This is a genomic window from Microcystis sp. M20BS1, assembly GCF_020245305.1.
Taxonomy (GTDB): domain Bacteria; phylum Cyanobacteriota; class Cyanobacteriia; order Cyanobacteriales; family Microcystaceae; genus Microcystis; species Microcystis ichthyoblabe_A.
Genome location: NZ_JADBUZ010000045.1, coordinates 14,525 through 31,915 on the forward strand (window position 1 = coordinate 14,525; position 17,391 = coordinate 31,915).

Consider the following 17,391-nt stretch of genomic DNA (forward strand, 5'->3'; position numbering starts at 1 on the left):
CTCAATTAAAAAGTGGTTGTTTACTAATCATTTACAATAAGTTATAGTTCTACATCATTCAATTAGTCAACACTAGGAATTATGCTAGAATCTGACTAGGAAATTTTTAGGCAAAAATTTATGGATACCAATAATGACCCTTTTTCCCGAGCTATGAGTCAATGGGACTTAGAAACTCTTTATCTTGATCTTGCTTCTGTTAAGGGAAAGCGACTGACTCCTACTGAAAAAAAACATTTACAAGGATTACTCTGCGGTTATAGTCCCACAGAAATTGCTGAAAAACTCAAGAAGAGTCGTAAAGGAGTTGAGGTAGATTTATGCACTACGCTCTATCAATACGTTAAAGAACTGGTTGGTAATAATAATGGCAAGGTAGAGAATTGGCGTAATATTGCTGAATGGTTAGAGGATGCTGGTTATAAAAAAGATTTTTCTCTTGAATACGATGCCAGTGATTCTATTTCTGCTTTCATTGTTGTGAAAAGAGCGAATATAAAGATTGAAAAAAATCAATTGATGATTGATGTTAATATTCGTTTAGCAACTCCCTTGCCTTCAGAAATGTCAGCAATAAATATTGAAAATAGAGAAGAAGAAAATGACTAGGGGTTTCGGCTGGTTTTGGTAGGCACAATGTATTCTAAGATACAGTCGTTAGGTGAGGAGATTCGTCTATCGTTCCGACAAATGAAGAGAACGATTTAAAATATCCTCAATACCGTAGGGACAAACTGGGGGAAACTCTAATCCCGTCTCTCTAAAGGCATCGCAACAAGCAACAGCATAGAGTTTAAATAGGCTTTCATCGGTTAAATATCGCTTTAAACTGGGGCTATCGTCCAAATAAAGCCTAATATTAGCTCTTTCTTGTTGAATAGTTCCCAACCAACCCCTGGATCGCCGTTGAGGTTGATAGTCCCACTTTAATAAATGATGCAAAATTAATCTTAGACTAGCGAGTAAGCGATCGCGCTCCCGTTTCGACAAATCCCGCACCTCTTCGACTAAATTCTCAATATCTAACTCGGAAAACCGACCGGAAGCTAATAAATCGGCCATTTGTTCGGCCCAAAGTCCAAAGTCTTGCTCATAGGATGCCGTCATCAATTTATCTCCTTCTAAGCTCAATTAACATTATATTAAACCTCTTGCATAATTAATTTTTGATGGTTCAAAAACAGCAAAAACAAGGATTAAATTAGCCAAAATCTGTAAATTATGATTAATTCATGACCGGGAAACTGGTATCTTTTCAAAGATCGCCGACAAATTAACGGGTTTTGCGTCTTCGGATGACATTATTAGAATAACGAGAAGGTTTTGGCCGGGGTTCTTTTCCCCCTCCCAATTCGCGACTAACTTGCTGAAAAATATCCCGTCGCAGCACAGGATATTCCCCTATCCACTGGTCGAGTTGGGGAAGATGGACATCAGAAAGCTGATTGATATCCCCTAAATCCGGGTCTCGAGACATTAACAAAGCTTCGGCCACCATCCCGGGACGGATCGATTTATGGATGCGTTTGAGGGGAGCGCGAACGATCGCCGAAAAGCCAGTTTGATCACCGATTTCTAGATTAATACAGCGTTGGCGATTTTCGATAATCTCTAATTCCCCGCGTTTATTGACCCTTTCTTCTTCCCCGATTAATTCCTCGGTAACAAAAGCATCGAAAACGCGACCGCGCCAAAATCCCCCGTAGGGAAGACGACGATAGGTATTATTGCGAACACTGGCCCAATAAACCGGACCCCAGAGCCAATATAAACCGGCGATAATGTCGAATATCAGTTTAATTGTTAAACCACCGGGACCGAATAAATTACCGATTAACCAGGCTGCGGTGAGAGCGATGATAGAAATGAATAAACGGCGCAGAAAATCAGACCATTTACCCCAATAGTGAGCGTACTGGGGACCTGTGGCGATAATTGGGACAATTTGCTCGATCGATTGACGGGTAAGGGGAACCAACATTATCAGTTATCGGTTATTCGTGAATGGGTAGGCTCTAGAAGAGGACGTTTACCTTTCATTTAGGCGCGCTATATCAGTTATGACAGCATTTCTCATAACTAGATGAAGTGTAACCTAATTTGGTATCGACTACCGACTTCCCAAAAGGAAAATTTTGTACCTCATCACTAAGATAAATGGTATAGTTTTGAGTAATTGTCTATCTGTTGGTCGCCATTCATTCCATCGCTAAAAGCTCAGGACTTCCGGGAAAATTTCAGTTAAAAATTAAATCCCTTAAGAAGTCCGATGAAACAATCTATAATAAAATCAATGCTGTTTTGTTCCCAAAGACTGCCACCATGACTTCTTCTCCGGTTAAATCCTTAACTTCTCAGATTGTAACCACTCAACATTTACCCCCTTTAGAAAATGGGGACCGCTTAATTCGTCCCGAATTCGAGCGCCGTTATCAAGCTATGCCAGGATTAAAAAAAGCCGAACTTATCGAAGGAGTTGTGTATATGGCATCCCCATTAAGGTTTAAATTTCATGCTGAACCCCACGGCAATCTTGTTGGTTGGCTATGGACATACAAAGTTGCTACCCCCCAAGTACAAATGGGTATTGAGCCAACAGTTCGCTTGGATATCGACAACGAACTACAGCCGGATGGGGTGTTATTAATCAGTCAAGAAAGCGGGGGAAAATCAACCCTAAGTGTAGAGGGATACCTAGAAGGATCGCCAGAATTAGTGGTAGAAATTGCCGCTAGTAGTGCCGCCATAGATTTAGGGGATAAAAAACGTGCTTATCGACGCGGTGGCATTCAAGAATACCTTATTTGGCAGGTATTTGATCAAAAAATTGATTGGTTTAGTTTACAAGATGGCGATTATATTTCTTTGTTACCCAACCAAGAAGGAGTGATTTGCTCTCTAGTATTTCCGGGTTTGTGGTTAGATATTTCAGCCATGCTCAACGGCAATATGTCACGGGTGTTAGACATCTTAAAAGCTGGAATTAACTCGGTAGAACATCAAGAATTTATCCAAAAGTTAACCGCAGCGCAGTCGGGGGAAGCCAAATGAAACCTCCAGCTATTCTGATTTTAGGAGAAACCAGTATCCCCGTGGCTCGTCAAGTGCAAATGGCCCTACCGGAAGCAGTGGTTTATGGGTTAATAGATCGTACCCATTCGGCTGATTTTACCTATACTAATTTTGGCGAAACGGTGCGAGAATTTTTCCAGACGGGAACGCCAATTATTGGCATTTGTGCGGCGGGTATTTTAATTCGCACTTTAGCACCTTTATTAACTAATAAATGGCAAGAACCACCTGTATTAGCAATCGCAGAAGATGGCAGCGCCGTAGTGCCTTTGTTGGGGGGTTTACAAGGGGTTAATGATCTCGCTCGTCAAATTGCCTCGGTTTTGCAAATTTCCCCCGCAATTACTACCACTGGTGATATTAGATTTAAAACGACTTTATTATCGCCACCCCCGGGTTATCAGTTAGTTAATCCCGATGATGCTAAGAAGTTTTTGTCCGATTTATTGGCGGGTGAAAAAGTAAAATTAATCGGTGAAGCGGACTGGTTAAAAAATAGTAATTTACCAATTTCATCAGCAGCAAAATTGAGCATTGAGATTATCGATAAAAATAACTTAAACTTGGCAAAACCTAGCAGTAACTGTTTAGTTTATCTCTGTGAAGAAAGCCAGCAAATTAAGGAAAAATCTGGTTTGTCCCCGGGGGATTTCGATCAAGAAAGTCAAGGTAAATTAGCCATAGTCGGAACTGGACCGGGTGCGCTAAATTGGATGTCGCCGGAAGTTCGAGAAGTGTTGGAAAAAGCCACGGATTGGGTGGGTTATAAAACCTATTTGGATTTGGTAGAATTCCTGAAAAAACCAGAAATTGTCCGCCATGAATCGGATAATCGGGTGGAACTCGATCGCGCAGAAATAGCCCTAGATTTAGCGGCTAAGGGGCGATCGGTTGTCTTAGTTTCCTCCGGAGATCCTGGCATTTATGCCATGGCCGCGGCCGTGTTTGAGGTATTAGAAAAAAAAGCAAAACCGGCATGGCAGCAGGTGGCCATTCAGGTCTGTCCGGGGATTTCGGCCATGCAAGCGGCGGCTGCTAGGGTTGGCGCACCTTTAGGCCATGATTTTTGTGCGATTTCCCTATCGGATATTCTCAAATCTTGGCAAGTGATTTCTCAGCGTATTGAGTTAGCGGCCCGGGCAGATTTAGCGATCGCATTTTATAATCCTGTGTCTCAAGAGCGCACTTGGCAATTGGAGAAGGCAAAAGAGATTTTATTACAATGGCGATCGCCGCAAACTCCCGTGGTACTAGCGCGTAATTTAGGGCGAAAAGGGGAAACAGTGACGGTGAAATTCCTAGAGGATATGACTATTAAAGATGCGGATATGCGGACTATAATTTTGGTCGGATCGAGTAAAACTCGCCTTATTGGGCAAGGTAAAACAAAACAATGGGTTTATACTCCACGTCACTATTAAAAGGATTAATGATACTCAATCCCCCCGGCTACGATCGAATTATCTTAATCTGTAAGGTAAGTTGCCAAAAAGGAGACAATTGTGCGACGGGGAAGACATAAAATTTTTATCGGGATGGCCCCTGGAGTCGGGAAAACCTACAAAATGCTGGAGGAGGGACATAGCCTCAGAAAGCAGGGAACCGACGTGGTGATTGGACTTCTCGAAACCCACGGCAGAAAAGAGACCGCCGAAAAAGCCGAGGGATTGGAAATCGTACCAAGAAAAATCCTAGAGAAAGAGGGATTCACTCTCTCGGAAATGGATACGGAAGCGATTATCGCCCGCTCGCCGCAGCTGTGTCTGATTGATGAATTGGCCCACACGAATGTACCCGGTTCGGAGCGAGAGAAACGCTTTCAGGACGTAGAGATAATTTTGTCCCAGGGAATCGATGTTTACTCTACCGTGAATATCCAGCATATCGAGAGTTTAAACGATCTGGTTGCTAGGATCACCGGGGTGGTGGTGCGGGAGAGAATACCCGATCGAATTTTGGAGGAAGCTGATGAAGTGATTGTGGTAGATGTCACCGCCGAAACCCTAGAGGAAAGATTATTAGCAGGAAAAATCTACGCTCCGGAAAAGATCCAACCATCTTTAAATAATTTCTTTCAACGGCGTAATTTAATCGCCCTACGGGAACTCGCCCTGCGCGAAGTGGCCGATACAGTAGAAGAAGAAGCGAGTAATTCGACATTTATCGGTCAATCCTGTCCCGTTCACGAACGGGTATTAGTTTGTGTTTCCACCTATCCCAACTCTTTACGATTATTACGTCGAGGAGCGCGGGTAGCAGGGTATATGAACGCGGAATTTTTCGTGATTTTCGTCGATAACCCCGATCGCTTTCTCACCAGAGAGGAGGCTTTACATATCGAAACCTGCGAACGTTTATGTGGGGAATTCGAGGGGAAATTCTTACGGGTTAAAAGCTATCAGGTGGCTGAAGCGATCGCAGAGGTAGCCGAGCGGGAACGAATCACCCAGATTGTAATTGGGGAGAGCCGTCAATCGCGCTGGAAGCATTTCATCAAAGGTTCTTTCACCCAAAAACTTATGCGCCTGATCTGGCAGAAAAATATCGATCTTCACATCATCGCCACTGATCCAAAAGTACCAGTTAAAGACGCGCGAGGCAAGGGGGTGAAAAGATAACCACCGCTCTGCTATTTACCAGCGAAGTGGTGAAAGAATTTTCCTTCTAAGTATCTAAGCAAAATTAATTACACATCTAAGCCACTACTCCGTGAGACTTCTGCTGATGTGAGCAAACAGAGAACTGAAAACTCAAATCCGATCCCTAATAGCTGTCTCCCGTCTCGGAGTCTCCTGTCTCGGAGTCTCCTGTCTCGACTAGGAAATTAATTTTGCACGACTACTTACTAACAACAGGTTTCAAGATTTTAAGTCCCACTACTTATAAGCTGTTGACTATCTAAATTATTGGTTAAGACTGTCTATGATCGGTGAGAAGGAGGCTGGGTCGAGGCAGTTCGATCATTTGTACTAAACTTTTCAGGACGCGGTTTAAATATAGTACAGTTTATCTATAGGAGGATTTCGGCAAAACATGAAAATTATCGCCTACACCTATACTAACCCCCTGATCGATAGTCCTCCCGATGCCTCGATTTGGGACTATTCTCCCGAACAAGTGTATCAGGATTTTGGCGATCGCTCACAGCGGCAGCAACTACTCTGCGATTGTCAAGGGACTCCCCCCCGACTGCTGATCCTGCATCGCCTAGCAGAATTGGGAGACAATGGCACGGAAGTTAGCAAAATTTTACAATCCTTAGAAGCCCTCGACATAGATATAATTGCCCTGGAAGACCCAGATTATAAGCTGAATTTTGCCAAGATTCTGCAAGAAATATCAAAAAACGAACTAAGTAATCGTTTAAAAGCAGGTCACGCTCGCAATCGTCTGCAAGCTTTACCTCCCCCCGGAAAAGCACCCTACGGTTATCGTCGTGGCAAGGAGCGTTATATACTCGATCGCAGTACCGCGCCAGTAGTCAAAGACTTTTTTGATCGCTTTTTGATTTCCGCTTCCCTGCGTTCCACGGTGCGCTATCTAGAAAAACGCTACGGTAAAAAGATATCGGTAGCTACTGCCCATAAATGGCTGACTAATCCCGTTTATCGCGGCGATTTGTGCTATCTCGGTCAAGATATTATCCCCGATACCCACACCCCGATTATCTCCCGGGAAGAAGCGGCCCAGATCGATCGCATCCTGAGAAATAATCGCAAATTACCCCCCCGCAGTGCCAGCGCCCCGCGTTCCTTAGCGGGTTTAGTCGTCTGTAGTCAATGTCAATCGGGGATGACGATTACCAAAGTGACGGCGCGAGGAAAGGGTCTAGAATACCTCTATTTGCGACCTTTGCAATGTCCCCGGACAAAAAAATGTTCGGCGATCGCTTATGAGAAAATTCTCGATAGCACAATCGAGCGCATTTGTCAAGACCTACCACCGACGATCGCTCAGATATCTTTACCGGATTTAGAGGGGATCAAACGGGGAATGAGCGAGGAAATAGGGCAAAAAAACGATATTTTGTCGCAATTGCCCTCCCTAGAAGCGGCGGGAATTTTAGATCAAGAAACGGCTAATCTACGGGCCTATAAACTGAAAAACGAGATCGCGCAGATTCAAGGACGTTTAGACCAATTACCCCCCGATAACCTGACTATTATCGCTCGTGCCGTTGCTTTTCCGCAATTTTGGCGAGATTTATCGGAAATAGAGCGCCGTTTTTATTTTCGTGAGTTTATCCGTCGCATCGAAATCGAGAGGGAAACGGCTAATAATTGGCATTTACGTTTAATCTTCGTTTTTTAAGAGTCTGGGACAATCTTAAAGTTAGCTAAAAATTGAGGAATGTTTGAGCGATCAATGCTAAGAAAAAGGCAAACAGCGATCGATCTCAACTATGAGCAATAACAAAAGATTAACTAGGTATAAAAAAGGGCGAAAATCCTCCCAGACAAAACCCCACCTTTACGATTATCACTATAATCAACCCGGGACGATGCCGGGGTTAATCACCATCGATGAAAATGCCGTTGCTACCGAGATATTTTTAGTTAATTATAACTCCCAACAAGCCACTAGAGTTAATAATCTTTTACCTCAAGACTGTCTTAAATATTTATCCAATGATTCCATCTCTTGGATTGATATCGTCGGTTTGGGTAATGAAGATAAACTGCAAGAGTTGGGGGAAATTTTTCATTTGCATCCCTTAACCCTTGAGGATATAGTCAGTATTCCCCAAAGACCAAAAGTGGAAGAATGCGATAATTATCTTTTAATTATAGTGCCAATGGCCATCCTGACCGATCATCAGGGTTTTTTGTTAGAACAAATCAGTTTAATAGTCGGGAAGAATTATGTTTTAACCGTGCAGGAAGAAGGACAATACGATTCTTTAGAAGGAGTTAGGGAAAGAATCCGTTTAAATAAAGGTTCCATCCGGCAGCAAAAATCGGGTTATTTAGCCTACTCGATTTGGGATGCAATTATTGACGGTTATTTTCCTGTTTTAGAGTCCTACGGAGAAAGAATCGAGGAGTTAGAAAACGAAATTTTAGCTAGTCCCACGGAACAAATTTTATCAAAAATTTACCAACTGCGTCAGGAATTACTCTCCCTGCGACGAGCAATTTGGCCGCAAAGGGACACCCTCAATGCGCTTTTACGCGATGAGTATATTGTCATCGATACAACCATTAAACCCTATCTAAGGGACTGTTATGACCATGTAGTACAAATCCTCGATGTTATCGAAAATTACCGGGAATTTGCCAATGGTTTAATGGATTTTTACCTGTCTTCCGTGAGTAATAAAATGAACGAGATTATGAAAACTTTAACGGTAATCTCGACGATTTTTATCCCGCTCACCTTCATTGTCGGTATTTATGGCATGAACTTTAATACTGATAAATCCCCCTATAATATGCCCGAATTAGAATGGTATTGGGGCTATGTGTTCGTCTGGGTGTTGATGCTAACCGTTGCTTTCAGTTTAATCATTTTCTTTTGGCGACGCGGCTGGTTTAAGAACCTATCGACAGGGAAGAAAAGATAAACTGTTAAGCAGATTAGGCGGATTCTATGGCATTGCTGGCATCTAGCAAGAGAAAATGGCTATTGCAGAGAAATCAATAATTTAGTGTCTGCGGTATTTTTTAACACTTTCAGTTGATGGCTTCTAATTTTGTCCAACCAACTATAGTGCTGGTTACGACATTGATAGACGATATCGATGTCACCAATCTCTGACTTAATCTGAGCCAAGTAGTTTTCTAGTTCGCTAATTTTCATAACCTATCTCGCTTGCGCTGAAGGACATCAACCCTAAACCAAGAATTATCCCTAAAGGATAGGGGTGACTATAGTTACTATTATAGGCCGATCATAATTCTTAAAAAAGTTCTGATCTAACAAAATTGGCTAATGTCAGGGTTAGATGATAAGCTGCCTGCGAATTTAAATTGCTTGTTGATATGAGGCACTCTCGCACTCTTGGAAAAGGCAACAGTAAAAGGATTGGGGAGAGAGATGGCTCTCTTGGATTTGGTGGGTAAAATGTATTCTAAGATACAGCCCTGCTGGCGCGGGAGTGGAAGGAACCACTCCAGACACAGAGGACACAAAGATCGATCCTATGTAAGTTAAACTTATCACACAGAACTTAGAAGAACCCCCAGCTTCGATAATTAATTCGGATATTAGAACTCTTGCAAATTAGTTATATGTTATGATTATAGGCTAACTAATTTTTGGGGAAAATTAGTTAATAGGTACATTTGTCATAAATGAAAACCTGAAGTTTTACTTTTAACTCAAAACTCTTGAGATATGCTTTAATTTGGTTATCAAAACCTCTTTATTTAAGCGGCACAAACTATCTCAATTTTTATAATTGAGAATAATTATGGCTCTTCTGAGTTTGGTATGCTTCTCGGCGGTTTATCAGGAGCTTAAAGGATTGAAACACCTTCCAGATAAGTCTTTTGTGTTTTTTTCCAGATCTAAATTGAATTAATCCTTTGCCGGATAGGGTTTCCAGCTAATCAGATGAACCTTTCAGCTTCTACAAACAGTTCACTGACGACCTGGAATTTAAGGCTCTGCTCCTCGGTTTTCTCTTGAATCGATTCCTGCAGCGATCGAATACTTCCGAAGCTAAGACAGACTCAGTTTAACATTTGATCGAACTTTGCCGCCGATCCCTGACCAATGACAGGGTAAGAACGGGGGTCTTCCCCCGACATTTGAGATAAAATCGATCTAGTTAAAAATTTAATTCCGAAACTATGTTCGACGCACTGGCCGACCGCTTAGAAGACGCATGGAAAAAATTACGAGGTCAAGATAAAATCTCCTCGGCCAATATACAAGAAACCCTCAAAGAAGTCCGGCGGGCTTTATTAGAAGCAGATGTTAACCTACAGGTAGTCAAGGGATTTATTGCTGAGGTCGAGAAACAAGCCCTCGGTGCTGAAGTTATTTCCGGAGTCAATCCCGGCCAGCAATTTATCAAAATTGTCTATGATGAATTGGTCAAAATTATGGGGGAAAGTAACGTTCCCCTAGCTCAGGCCGATAAACCCCCCACCGTAATTTTAATGGCTGGGTTGCAAGGGACGGGAAAAACCACCGCCACCGCCAAATTAGCCCTATATCTCCGCAAACAGTCCAAAAGCTGCCTGATGGTGGCTACCGATGTTTACCGTCCGGCGGCCATTGACCAATTAATCACCCTCGGTAAACAGATAAATGTTCCCGTCTTCGAGATGGGTTCTCAGGCTAATCCCGTCGATATCGCCCGTCAAGGTGTGGAAAAAGCCAAAGAATTGGGCGTAGATACGGTTATCATCGACACCGCCGGTCGTTTGCAGATAGACACCCAGATGATGGGCGAACTAGCACAAATCAAGAAAATTGTCAACCCCGACGACACTTTATTAGTGGTGGATGCCATGACCGGTCAGGAAGCGGCCAGTCTTACCAACACTTTTCACCAACAAATCGGCATCACGGGGGCAATTCTCACTAAACTCGATGGCGATACTCGCGGTGGGGCTGCCCTATCAGTGCGGCAAATATCGGGACAACCGATTAAATTTGTTGGGGTTGGGGAAAAAGTCGAGGCTTTAGAGCCATTTTATCCCGATCGCCTTGCCAGTCGCATCCTCAATATGGGTGATGTCCTGACGCTAGTGGAAAAAGCCCAGGAACAGTTAGACCTAGAAGACGCGGCCAAAATGCAGGCCAAGATTTTAGAGGCTAAGTTTGATTTTAATGACTTCCTCAAACAGATGCGGCTGTTAAAAAATATGGGTTCCCTGGGGGGAGTCCTCAAGTTAATCCCCGGTCTGGGCAAACTGAGCGGGACAGACATCGAAAAGGGCGAAAAAGAGTTAAAACGCACGGAAGCGATGATTAATTCCATGACCACGGAGGAACGCGCTAACCCCGATTTATTGGCTAAGTCTCCTAATCGTCGTCGTCGCATTGCCAAGGGTTCGGGACATCCGGAAACGGAAGTGACCAAACTAATTGCTAATTTCACCAGAATGCGAACGATGATGCAACAGATGGGACGGGGACAAATGCCCGCTATGCCGGGGATGCCCGGGATGGGTGGCGGAATGTTTGGGGGTGGCAATCAACCGGGGTTCCGCGGTCAAGGTGGCAGCCCGAAAAAACCGAAGAAAATCAAGAAAAAGAAAGGTTTTGGCGATTTATAGAGGCTAAAAATGTTGAAATCCAGAGCTTAAACTGAGGTTTCTACCGTCGGCTAATTTTATCTCTCTCCCGGGGACGATTTGACCGATTATCGCCCCCTCTTCCCCCACTTTCTCCAGCAATTCTCTGGCACTGTCCGGGGGTAAACACAAAACTAACTCAAAGTCTTCACCGCCGTATAAAGCCCATTCTAGAGCTTTTTCGGCTCCTACATATTCTTTCAGGGTTGGATGCAGGGGAATCCTCTCGATTTCAGCACCAACCCCACTACAGCGACAAATTTGAATTATGGCATCTGCTAACCCGTCACTGCTATCCATGCCGGCGATGGGAAATTGCTTGACAATTTTTTGTAAATGTGGTATGCAATCGAGTCTCGGCCGCGGCCGTTGATGGGCTTGGATTAATCGCTTTTTTTGGGCGGAATTTAAATTCCTGCCGGTTTCAGGGTGCAAGAGTAACTCTAATCCAGCCCGCGATAAACCGTGATAACCAGTAATAACGATACTATCGCCAACTTTTGCATTAAAACGTCTAATTTCTTCATTTTTTGCCACTTGTCCCAGGGCAGTGATGCTGATGTTAATCTCCGTGGCCCGACAGACATCGCCACCAACGATCGCCGTCTGATATACTTGCAGACAAGAGCTAAGACCCCGATAGAGTCCTTCTAGCCAATCGATGGCTAGATCGGGAGTTAAAGCCAATCCTACCGTAATTCCCAGGGGTTCTGCCCCCATAGCCGCTAAATCGGATAAATTAGCCGCCGCCGCTCGCCAGCCCACATCTTCCGGAGAGGTGGTAATATCGCTAAAGTGGACGTTATTAACTAAAACATCAGTGGTGACGACGAGAGAGTAACCCTCTTTGATCGATAAAATCGCCCCATCATCACCGATAATCTCCGCAGGACAATATTTTTGCAGAATCGGTAGCAATCCCTGTTCACCCAAATCTTTAACGGTTAAATTCATAATTTCTGGGAATTGAACGATGCAGCTTCTAAAAAGTCTTTAGTTAAGGTTTGCGGCAAAAAGTTTTTCGTGGGGGTAGGGTGTGGGGTGTGGGGTGTGGGGTGTAGGGTTTTATCCATTTTCAGGTGGTCAATTACCTAATTTTCAGGGAAAAAGTCCCTAAAATTTCCCCCCAATCACTCCAATGGTCGGCACTTTTTGAGGGAAAAAAAGTCTAAAAGCGTTATCCAACAAGGTTTTTAGATTTATTCAGCAGACCCTAGTTAAGAGGATTGGCGCTGATTTTTTCGTAGGCGCGATCGATAATTCCCCGACCGCGCAAAAAGCCGGTATTAGCCCCCGGACAAAGATAGGAGAGGGTTTCTGGGCTAAAACGGTCTAAAATAGCCCTTTGCGATCGCAATTGCCGCAGCCAGTGGAAAGTTTTCGCGGTCTGTAGGGGTTGCGGTTGACCCTTGGTGTCGGGGAGAAGATGACGACCGGTAAATAAAACCCCCCCGTGACGGTTCCAGTAGAGACAGGAGGAACCGGGAGAATGGCCAGGAGTCCAAAAACCGCTACAAGTGGGAGATAACTGGATTTGCTGCTGAAAAACGGTAATTTGACGGTGAGGAAGCAGATAGGCTTCCTGTTCCTGTAGAATAATCTCACAATTAAGTAAACTTTGCAGAGAATCGCTCTGCTTACCCTGACCCCCGCGATGGGTAAAAAATAAGTAACGGACGCCTTTTTCTCGGAGAAAATCCCGCTCGCTCTCGTCGCAGCTAGGACAATCCACCAGAATATTGCCGGTATTTTCTACAATAAGATAAGAGGTTCCCCCTAGGGTTTCCCGATTAGGCGAGAAAGCGTATAAACCTTCTAGAATTAATCGAGGGGGTTTTGTGGTTTTGCTAACCTCTAAAGGAGACGATTCGGTTTCCGATCGCATGGTTTGCCTATCCAAATCACAATCAATGCGGTTTACAATTTAGCACGATCGATGACCGGGCCGGCTGAAATTAGCCGCTTTTTATTCAAGAGAAAAGAGCCGATATGGAAATGTGGTTGTTATTAGGGATTCTTGGCGGTTTCACTTATTTTATGGTCAAGCGTAGCGTGGCCAAAATCACGACAACACCAGTTTGGTTAATTTGGTTAGTCCTGATGACTCCGGCTCTAATTTGGACCGGCTGGACGTTAATCTATGGACAGGATACCCCCATGCCGGCATTTTTGCTGATCGGCCCCTTTGTGATCTGCCCTTTTTTGTACTGGTGGTTAGTACAAAAGGGTCGGGTTACTCCCCAAGAAAGCTCCCCATCACCGCTAGAAAAAGCGAATTTAGTCCTAGAAAATATTGATAATCCTGCACCTAAAAATGATTTAAAACCGATCACTGCTGAAGAGGAAAAATCCCTACGAGATTGTTTTCCTTGGGGTATTTATTATCTGCAAAATATCGATTATCGTCCCCAAGCAATTCTCTGTCGGGGCAAATTGCGAGCAGTTCCCGAAGAAGCTTATCAAGTGATTAAAAGCAATGTGGAAAAGGTTTTTGGAGATCGCTTTTTATTGCTTTTCCAAGAAAGTTTTCAGGGACAACCTTTTTTCGCTCTTGTGGCTAATCCCTGGCAGCAAAAAACAGAAACCATAGAAACTGAAAAAGTTACTCGCCCCTTTCTTGCCCTGGGTTTATTGTTATTAACTATCTTAACCACCACAGTGGTCGGTGCGGGATTAAGTGGCATTAACGCCCAACAATTAGAAAATAATTCTAGTTTATTATTGCAAGGTTTACCCTACAGTTTGGGCTTAATTGCTATTTTAGGACTGCACGAATTCAGTCATTATTCTACAGCAGTTAAATATAAAATTAAAACTACTTTGCCCTATTTTATCCCCATTCCTTTCTTCCTCGGCACCTTCGGGGCTTTTATTCAAATGCGATCCCCTGTACCCACCCGCAAAGCTTTATTTGATGTGGCGGTGGCTGGTCCTTTGGGGGGTATAATTATCGCTATTCCTCTACTATTTTGGGGATTGTCCCTCTCGGAAATAGTTCCCCTAACTAATCAAAGCAGTTTATTAAATTTTCAGGCCTTAAATCCGCAGTTTTCTTTTTTCTTGTCTATCGTAGCTAAACTAGCTCTCGGCAGTAATTTAATCGCAGGAAAAGCCATCCATTTACATCCTTTAGCGGTAGCTGGTTATGTGGGAATTATCGTTACGGCCTTGAATTTAATGCCCGTGGGTCAATTGGATGGTGGTCATATTGTTCACGCCATGTATGGGCAGAAAACCGCCATAATTATCGGTCAATTAACTCGATTATTCATGTTTATTTTAGCCCTAGTGCAGCCAGATTTTTTACTCTGGGCGATTATTCTTTTATTAATGCCAGTCAGCGATCAACCTGCTTTAAATGATGTCACCGAATTGGATAATAAACGAGATTTATTAGGTTTATTTTCCCTAGCTTTATTATTAAGTATTTTGCTCCCCCTTCCCGAAGCGGTGGCCCGTTGGTGGGGTATGTAAGCGACCGCATCAATCAACCTGAGTTCTGGGAAAATTATCGGTCAGTTAGGGAATAAAATCCCCATCTCCTACGTCAATGTGAGTTCGATGATCCTCACCCTCGATCACTTTAATCCACAAAGCTGAAGGTTGACAACCGCTCACCGATCACTGTTATATGGTTCTCAAGGCTAATTCTCAGAGAAAAAAGCGAGTTTCTCCGCAAGGGAAGTTAGGCAAATTTAGGTTAAAATTGCTGGCTATTCCGCTAATTTTAGCGGGTTTAGGCTGGTTGTACCTCGATTTACGTCAGCAGTGGCTAAAACCGGAAGCGATTTTTGTTTTGGGAGGTCATGCCGATCGAGAACGTTTTGCGGCAAAATTAGCTAAGGAATATCCCGATCTACCGATTTGGGTATCTTCCGGTAGTCCGCGACGATATGTGCAAAAGATTTTTAAAAAAGCGGGAATTCCCCCAGAACGTCTCCATCTCGATTACAATGCGCGAGATACTGTCACTAACTTTACTAGCCTAGCCGATCAACTGAAAGCCCAAGGTATTGATAGCGTCTATCTAGTCACTTCTGATAATCACATGAGAAGGGCGCGATTAGTGGGAGAAATTATTTTTGGTAGTCGCGGAATCGTGATTAAACCGGTGACTGTTCCCTCCCAATCACCCCCCGAACCCCTAGAAAAGTCCCTCAGAGACGGTTTTAGGGCAATATTATGGGTAATAAGCGGTTCCACCGGGGAATTTTGGCTAGAATCCGATTCTAGTCCCCCTCAGTTCCCAACCCGATCAAAATAAAATTATCTTGACAAAATTAACCACTTTATGTTAAGCAAAAACACCATTTTCGCCATCTTATTAATTTTTGTGCCGCTATCGATCGCCGGTTCCCTGTTACACTGGGGCGGAACGGTAGTTTTTATCACCGCTTGTCTAGCCATTATCCCCCTAGCAGCCTACATGGGGGAAGCCACGGAAGCGATTGCGGTGGTGGTTGGGCCAAATATTGGCGGTTTGATGAATGCCACCTTTGGCAATGCCACAGAATTAATTCTCGCCTATGTCGCTTTGCGGGAAGGTTTTATAGATGTGGTAAAAGCGACGATTACTGGCTCAATTATCGGTAATTTACTCTTAGTTATGGGATTATCGATGTTTTTAGGCGGTTTACGCTTCAAAGAACAGGAATTTCAACCGATAACCGCTCGTTTAAATGCTTCAGCTATGAATTTAGCGGTGGTGGCGCTCCTTTTACCCACTGCCGTGCAATTTACCTCCACGGGAGTCGGGGAAATAGTCCTACAGCGTCTATCCGTGGCCGTGGCAGCGGTGTTAATTTTCGTCTATGGTTTAAGTCTCTTATTTTCCATGAAAACCCACACCTATCTCTACGATGTCGGGGTTGCCGGTATTGAGGAGGAAAGCACTGGAGAAAGCACCGCAAGGCCGAAAATCTGGTTTTGGGCTTTGATTTTATTGATCGTTACCATCGCTGTGGCCGTAGAATCGGAGTTATTGGTGGCATCCCTAGAGGAGGCTACGGAACAGCTAGGTTTAACGGCGCTGTTTACCGGGGTGATTCTTTTGCCTATTATCGGTAATGCGGCCGAACACGCTACGGCTGTCACCGTCGCCCTTAAGAATAAAATGGATCTATCGGTATCTGTGGCTGTCGGTTCCAGTATGCAGATCGCCCTGTTTGTGGCTCCGGTTTTGGTTATCATGGGTTATATTATCGGTCAGCCCATGGATCTAAATTTTAATCCCTTTGAGTTGGTGGCAGTGGCTGTGGCGGTGTGGTTAGCTAATTCGATTAGTAGTGATGGGCGATCGAATTGGTTAGAAGGAATGTTACTCTTAGCTACCTATGCTATCCTGGCCTTGGCTTTCTTTTTCCATCCTCTCACCGCTTAAAGTTATTTCTTGGAGATATATAGACAATGACGGACGCTTTGGCTTAAGGGAGTGGTAAAACTGGCAATTTCGAGGATTTTACCGCCAGCTTTCCCTAGATTCTCCTCTAAACTTAAACTATCCTGCGCGGACCACTGACCACGATAGAGAATAGCGATTCCGGTCTTTTTCAGGAAAGGCAAAGCATAGTTAACACAGATATCCACATTACCTACCGCTCGCAAACAGACGATATCATAAGCACAGTTATGTTTAAGGTTTTTCCCGACGATTTCCGCCCGACCTAAACGAGTTTTCGTGTTATTTAACTCTAATTTGTCAATAACTTCTTCAAGAAAATTAATCTTTTTTTGGGTGGAATCTAAGAGAGTCACCGACCAATGGGAATATGCGATCGCAATTGGCAGCCCCGGAAACCCGGCCCCGGTCCCCAAATCGATGACTGATAGGGATTTTGTCAATAGATCTGGCTGGGATTTTTGTAACCAAGCTAAACCCGATAAAGAATCCCAAAGATGTTTTTCCCAAAACTCCTCCGGTTGGGTAATTCGGGTGAGATTAAAACGTTGATTACCCTCTAAAATCAACTCATAAAGTTGTTGAAATCGCGCTTGTTGGGCCCCATCGGGTTGCCATTCTAGGGTTTCTTGCCAAAGGTCAAATAATTCAGGAAGGATCATTAATTCAGTT

At 43.8% G+C, this 17,391-nt stretch carries 16 protein-coding genes; 10 read left to right on the forward strand and 6 right to left on the reverse strand.

What is annotated here, in order from left to right; genetic code table 11:
• The first annotated feature begins 120 nt into the window (after positions 1-120).
• Entirely contained in the window at positions 121-609 is a 489-nt protein-coding gene (locus IM507_RS04645; protein WP_194015219.1) for a helix-turn-helix transcriptional regulator, read from the forward strand.
• A gap of 66 nt (positions 610-675) precedes the next feature.
• Here the strand turns inward: IM507_RS04645 and IM507_RS04650 are convergent, their stop codons facing one another.
• Together IM507_RS04650 and IM507_RS04655 are read right to left on the reverse strand one after the other, a co-directional pair.
• Complete coding sequence (locus IM507_RS04650) at positions 676-1,107, reverse strand: DUF29 domain-containing protein (RefSeq protein WP_287234464.1); 432 nt, start codon at positions 1,105-1,107, stop codon at positions 676-678.
• 166 nt (positions 1,108-1,273) lie between these two features.
• Entirely contained in the window at positions 1,274-1,981 is a 708-nt protein-coding gene (locus IM507_RS04655) for a hypothetical protein (RefSeq protein WP_002740014.1), read from the reverse strand.
• Between the two features lie 341 nt (positions 1,982-2,322).
• Between IM507_RS04655 and IM507_RS04660 the strand changes: the two genes are divergently transcribed.
• From IM507_RS04660 to corA, 5 genes are all read left to right on the forward strand, one after another.
• Positions 2,323-3,051, forward strand: coding sequence for a Uma2 family endonuclease (locus IM507_RS04660; protein ID WP_002740170.1), 729 nt, complete (start codon positions 2,323-2,325; stop codon positions 3,049-3,051).
• On the forward strand, positions 3,048-4,493 hold the full coding sequence (gene cobJ, locus IM507_RS04665) for a precorrin-3B C(17)-methyltransferase (RefSeq protein ID WP_123231081.1): 1,446 nt from the start codon (positions 3,048-3,050) through the stop codon (positions 4,491-4,493). Before IM507_RS04660 ends, cobJ begins: the two co-directional genes overlap by 4 nt.
• A gap of 81 nt (positions 4,494-4,574) precedes the next feature.
• Positions 4,575-5,690, forward strand: coding sequence for a universal stress protein (locus IM507_RS04670; protein ID WP_123231080.1), 1,116 nt, complete (start codon positions 4,575-4,577; stop codon positions 5,688-5,690).
• Positions 5,691-6,105: 415 nt separating this feature from the next.
• The gene (locus IM507_RS04675) at positions 6,106-7,383 is read left to right on the forward strand and encodes a recombinase family protein (protein ID WP_004162342.1); all 1,278 of its coding nucleotides are present in this window, start codon (positions 6,106-6,108) and stop codon (positions 7,381-7,383) included.
• 91 nt (positions 7,384-7,474) lie between these two features.
• Positions 7,475-8,635: a magnesium/cobalt transporter CorA gene (gene corA, locus IM507_RS04680; protein WP_123231079.1), complete on the forward strand. Its 1,161-nt coding sequence runs from the start codon at positions 7,475-7,477 to the stop codon at positions 8,633-8,635.
• Positions 8,636-8,694: 59 nt separating this feature from the next.
• Here corA and IM507_RS04685 read toward each other — a convergent pair whose 3' ends face one another.
• Entirely contained in the window at positions 8,695-8,871 is a 177-nt protein-coding gene (locus IM507_RS04685) for a hypothetical protein (RefSeq protein WP_002739752.1), read from the reverse strand.
• A gap of 995 nt (positions 8,872-9,866) precedes the next feature.
• Here IM507_RS04685 and ffh point away from each other — a divergent pair.
• Entirely contained in the window at positions 9,867-11,303 is a 1,437-nt protein-coding gene (gene ffh, locus IM507_RS04690; RefSeq protein ID WP_002769994.1) for a signal recognition particle protein, read from the forward strand.
• Positions 11,304-11,306: 3 nt separating this feature from the next.
• Here the strand turns inward: ffh and thiL are convergent, their stop codons facing one another.
• Both thiL and IM507_RS04700 read right to left on the reverse strand, forming a co-directional pair.
• Positions 11,307-12,275: a thiamine-phosphate kinase gene (gene thiL / locus IM507_RS04695; RefSeq protein WP_287636720.1), complete on the reverse strand. Its 969-nt coding sequence runs from the start codon at positions 12,273-12,275 to the stop codon at positions 11,307-11,309.
• Positions 12,276-12,534: 259 nt separating this feature from the next.
• Positions 12,535-13,206: an MBL fold metallo-hydrolase gene (locus IM507_RS04700; protein ID WP_002776724.1), complete on the reverse strand. Its 672-nt coding sequence runs from the start codon at positions 13,204-13,206 to the stop codon at positions 12,535-12,537.
• A gap of 104 nt (positions 13,207-13,310) precedes the next feature.
• On the opposite strand from IM507_RS04700, the gene IM507_RS04705 reads away from it, so the two are divergent.
• The 3 genes from IM507_RS04705 to cax all read left to right on the forward strand — a co-directional run bounded on the left by IM507_RS04705 (position 13,311) and on the right by cax (position 16,701).
• Positions 13,311-14,795 (forward strand): site-2 protease family protein, encoded by a 1,485-nt coding sequence (locus tag IM507_RS04705; protein WP_287636721.1) that lies wholly within the window; start codon positions 13,311-13,313, stop codon positions 14,793-14,795.
• 157 nt (positions 14,796-14,952) lie between these two features.
• Positions 14,953-15,585 carry a YdcF family protein gene (locus IM507_RS04710; protein ID WP_287636722.1) on the forward strand — a complete coding sequence of 211 codons (633 nt, stop codon included), beginning with the start codon at positions 14,953-14,955 and terminating at the stop codon, positions 15,583-15,585.
• A gap of 27 nt (positions 15,586-15,612) precedes the next feature.
• Entirely contained in the window at positions 15,613-16,701 is a 1,089-nt protein-coding gene (gene cax, locus IM507_RS04715; protein ID WP_287636723.1) for a calcium/proton exchanger, read from the forward strand.
• Between the two features lie 2 nt (positions 16,702-16,703).
• Here the strand turns inward: cax and rsmG are convergent, their stop codons facing one another.
• Positions 16,704-17,381, reverse strand: a complete 678-nt coding sequence (gene rsmG, locus IM507_RS04720) for a 16S rRNA (guanine(527)-N(7))-methyltransferase RsmG (RefSeq protein WP_103111419.1) — start codon at positions 17,379-17,381, stop codon at positions 16,704-16,706.
• Between the last annotated feature and the right edge of the window lie 10 nt (positions 17,382-17,391).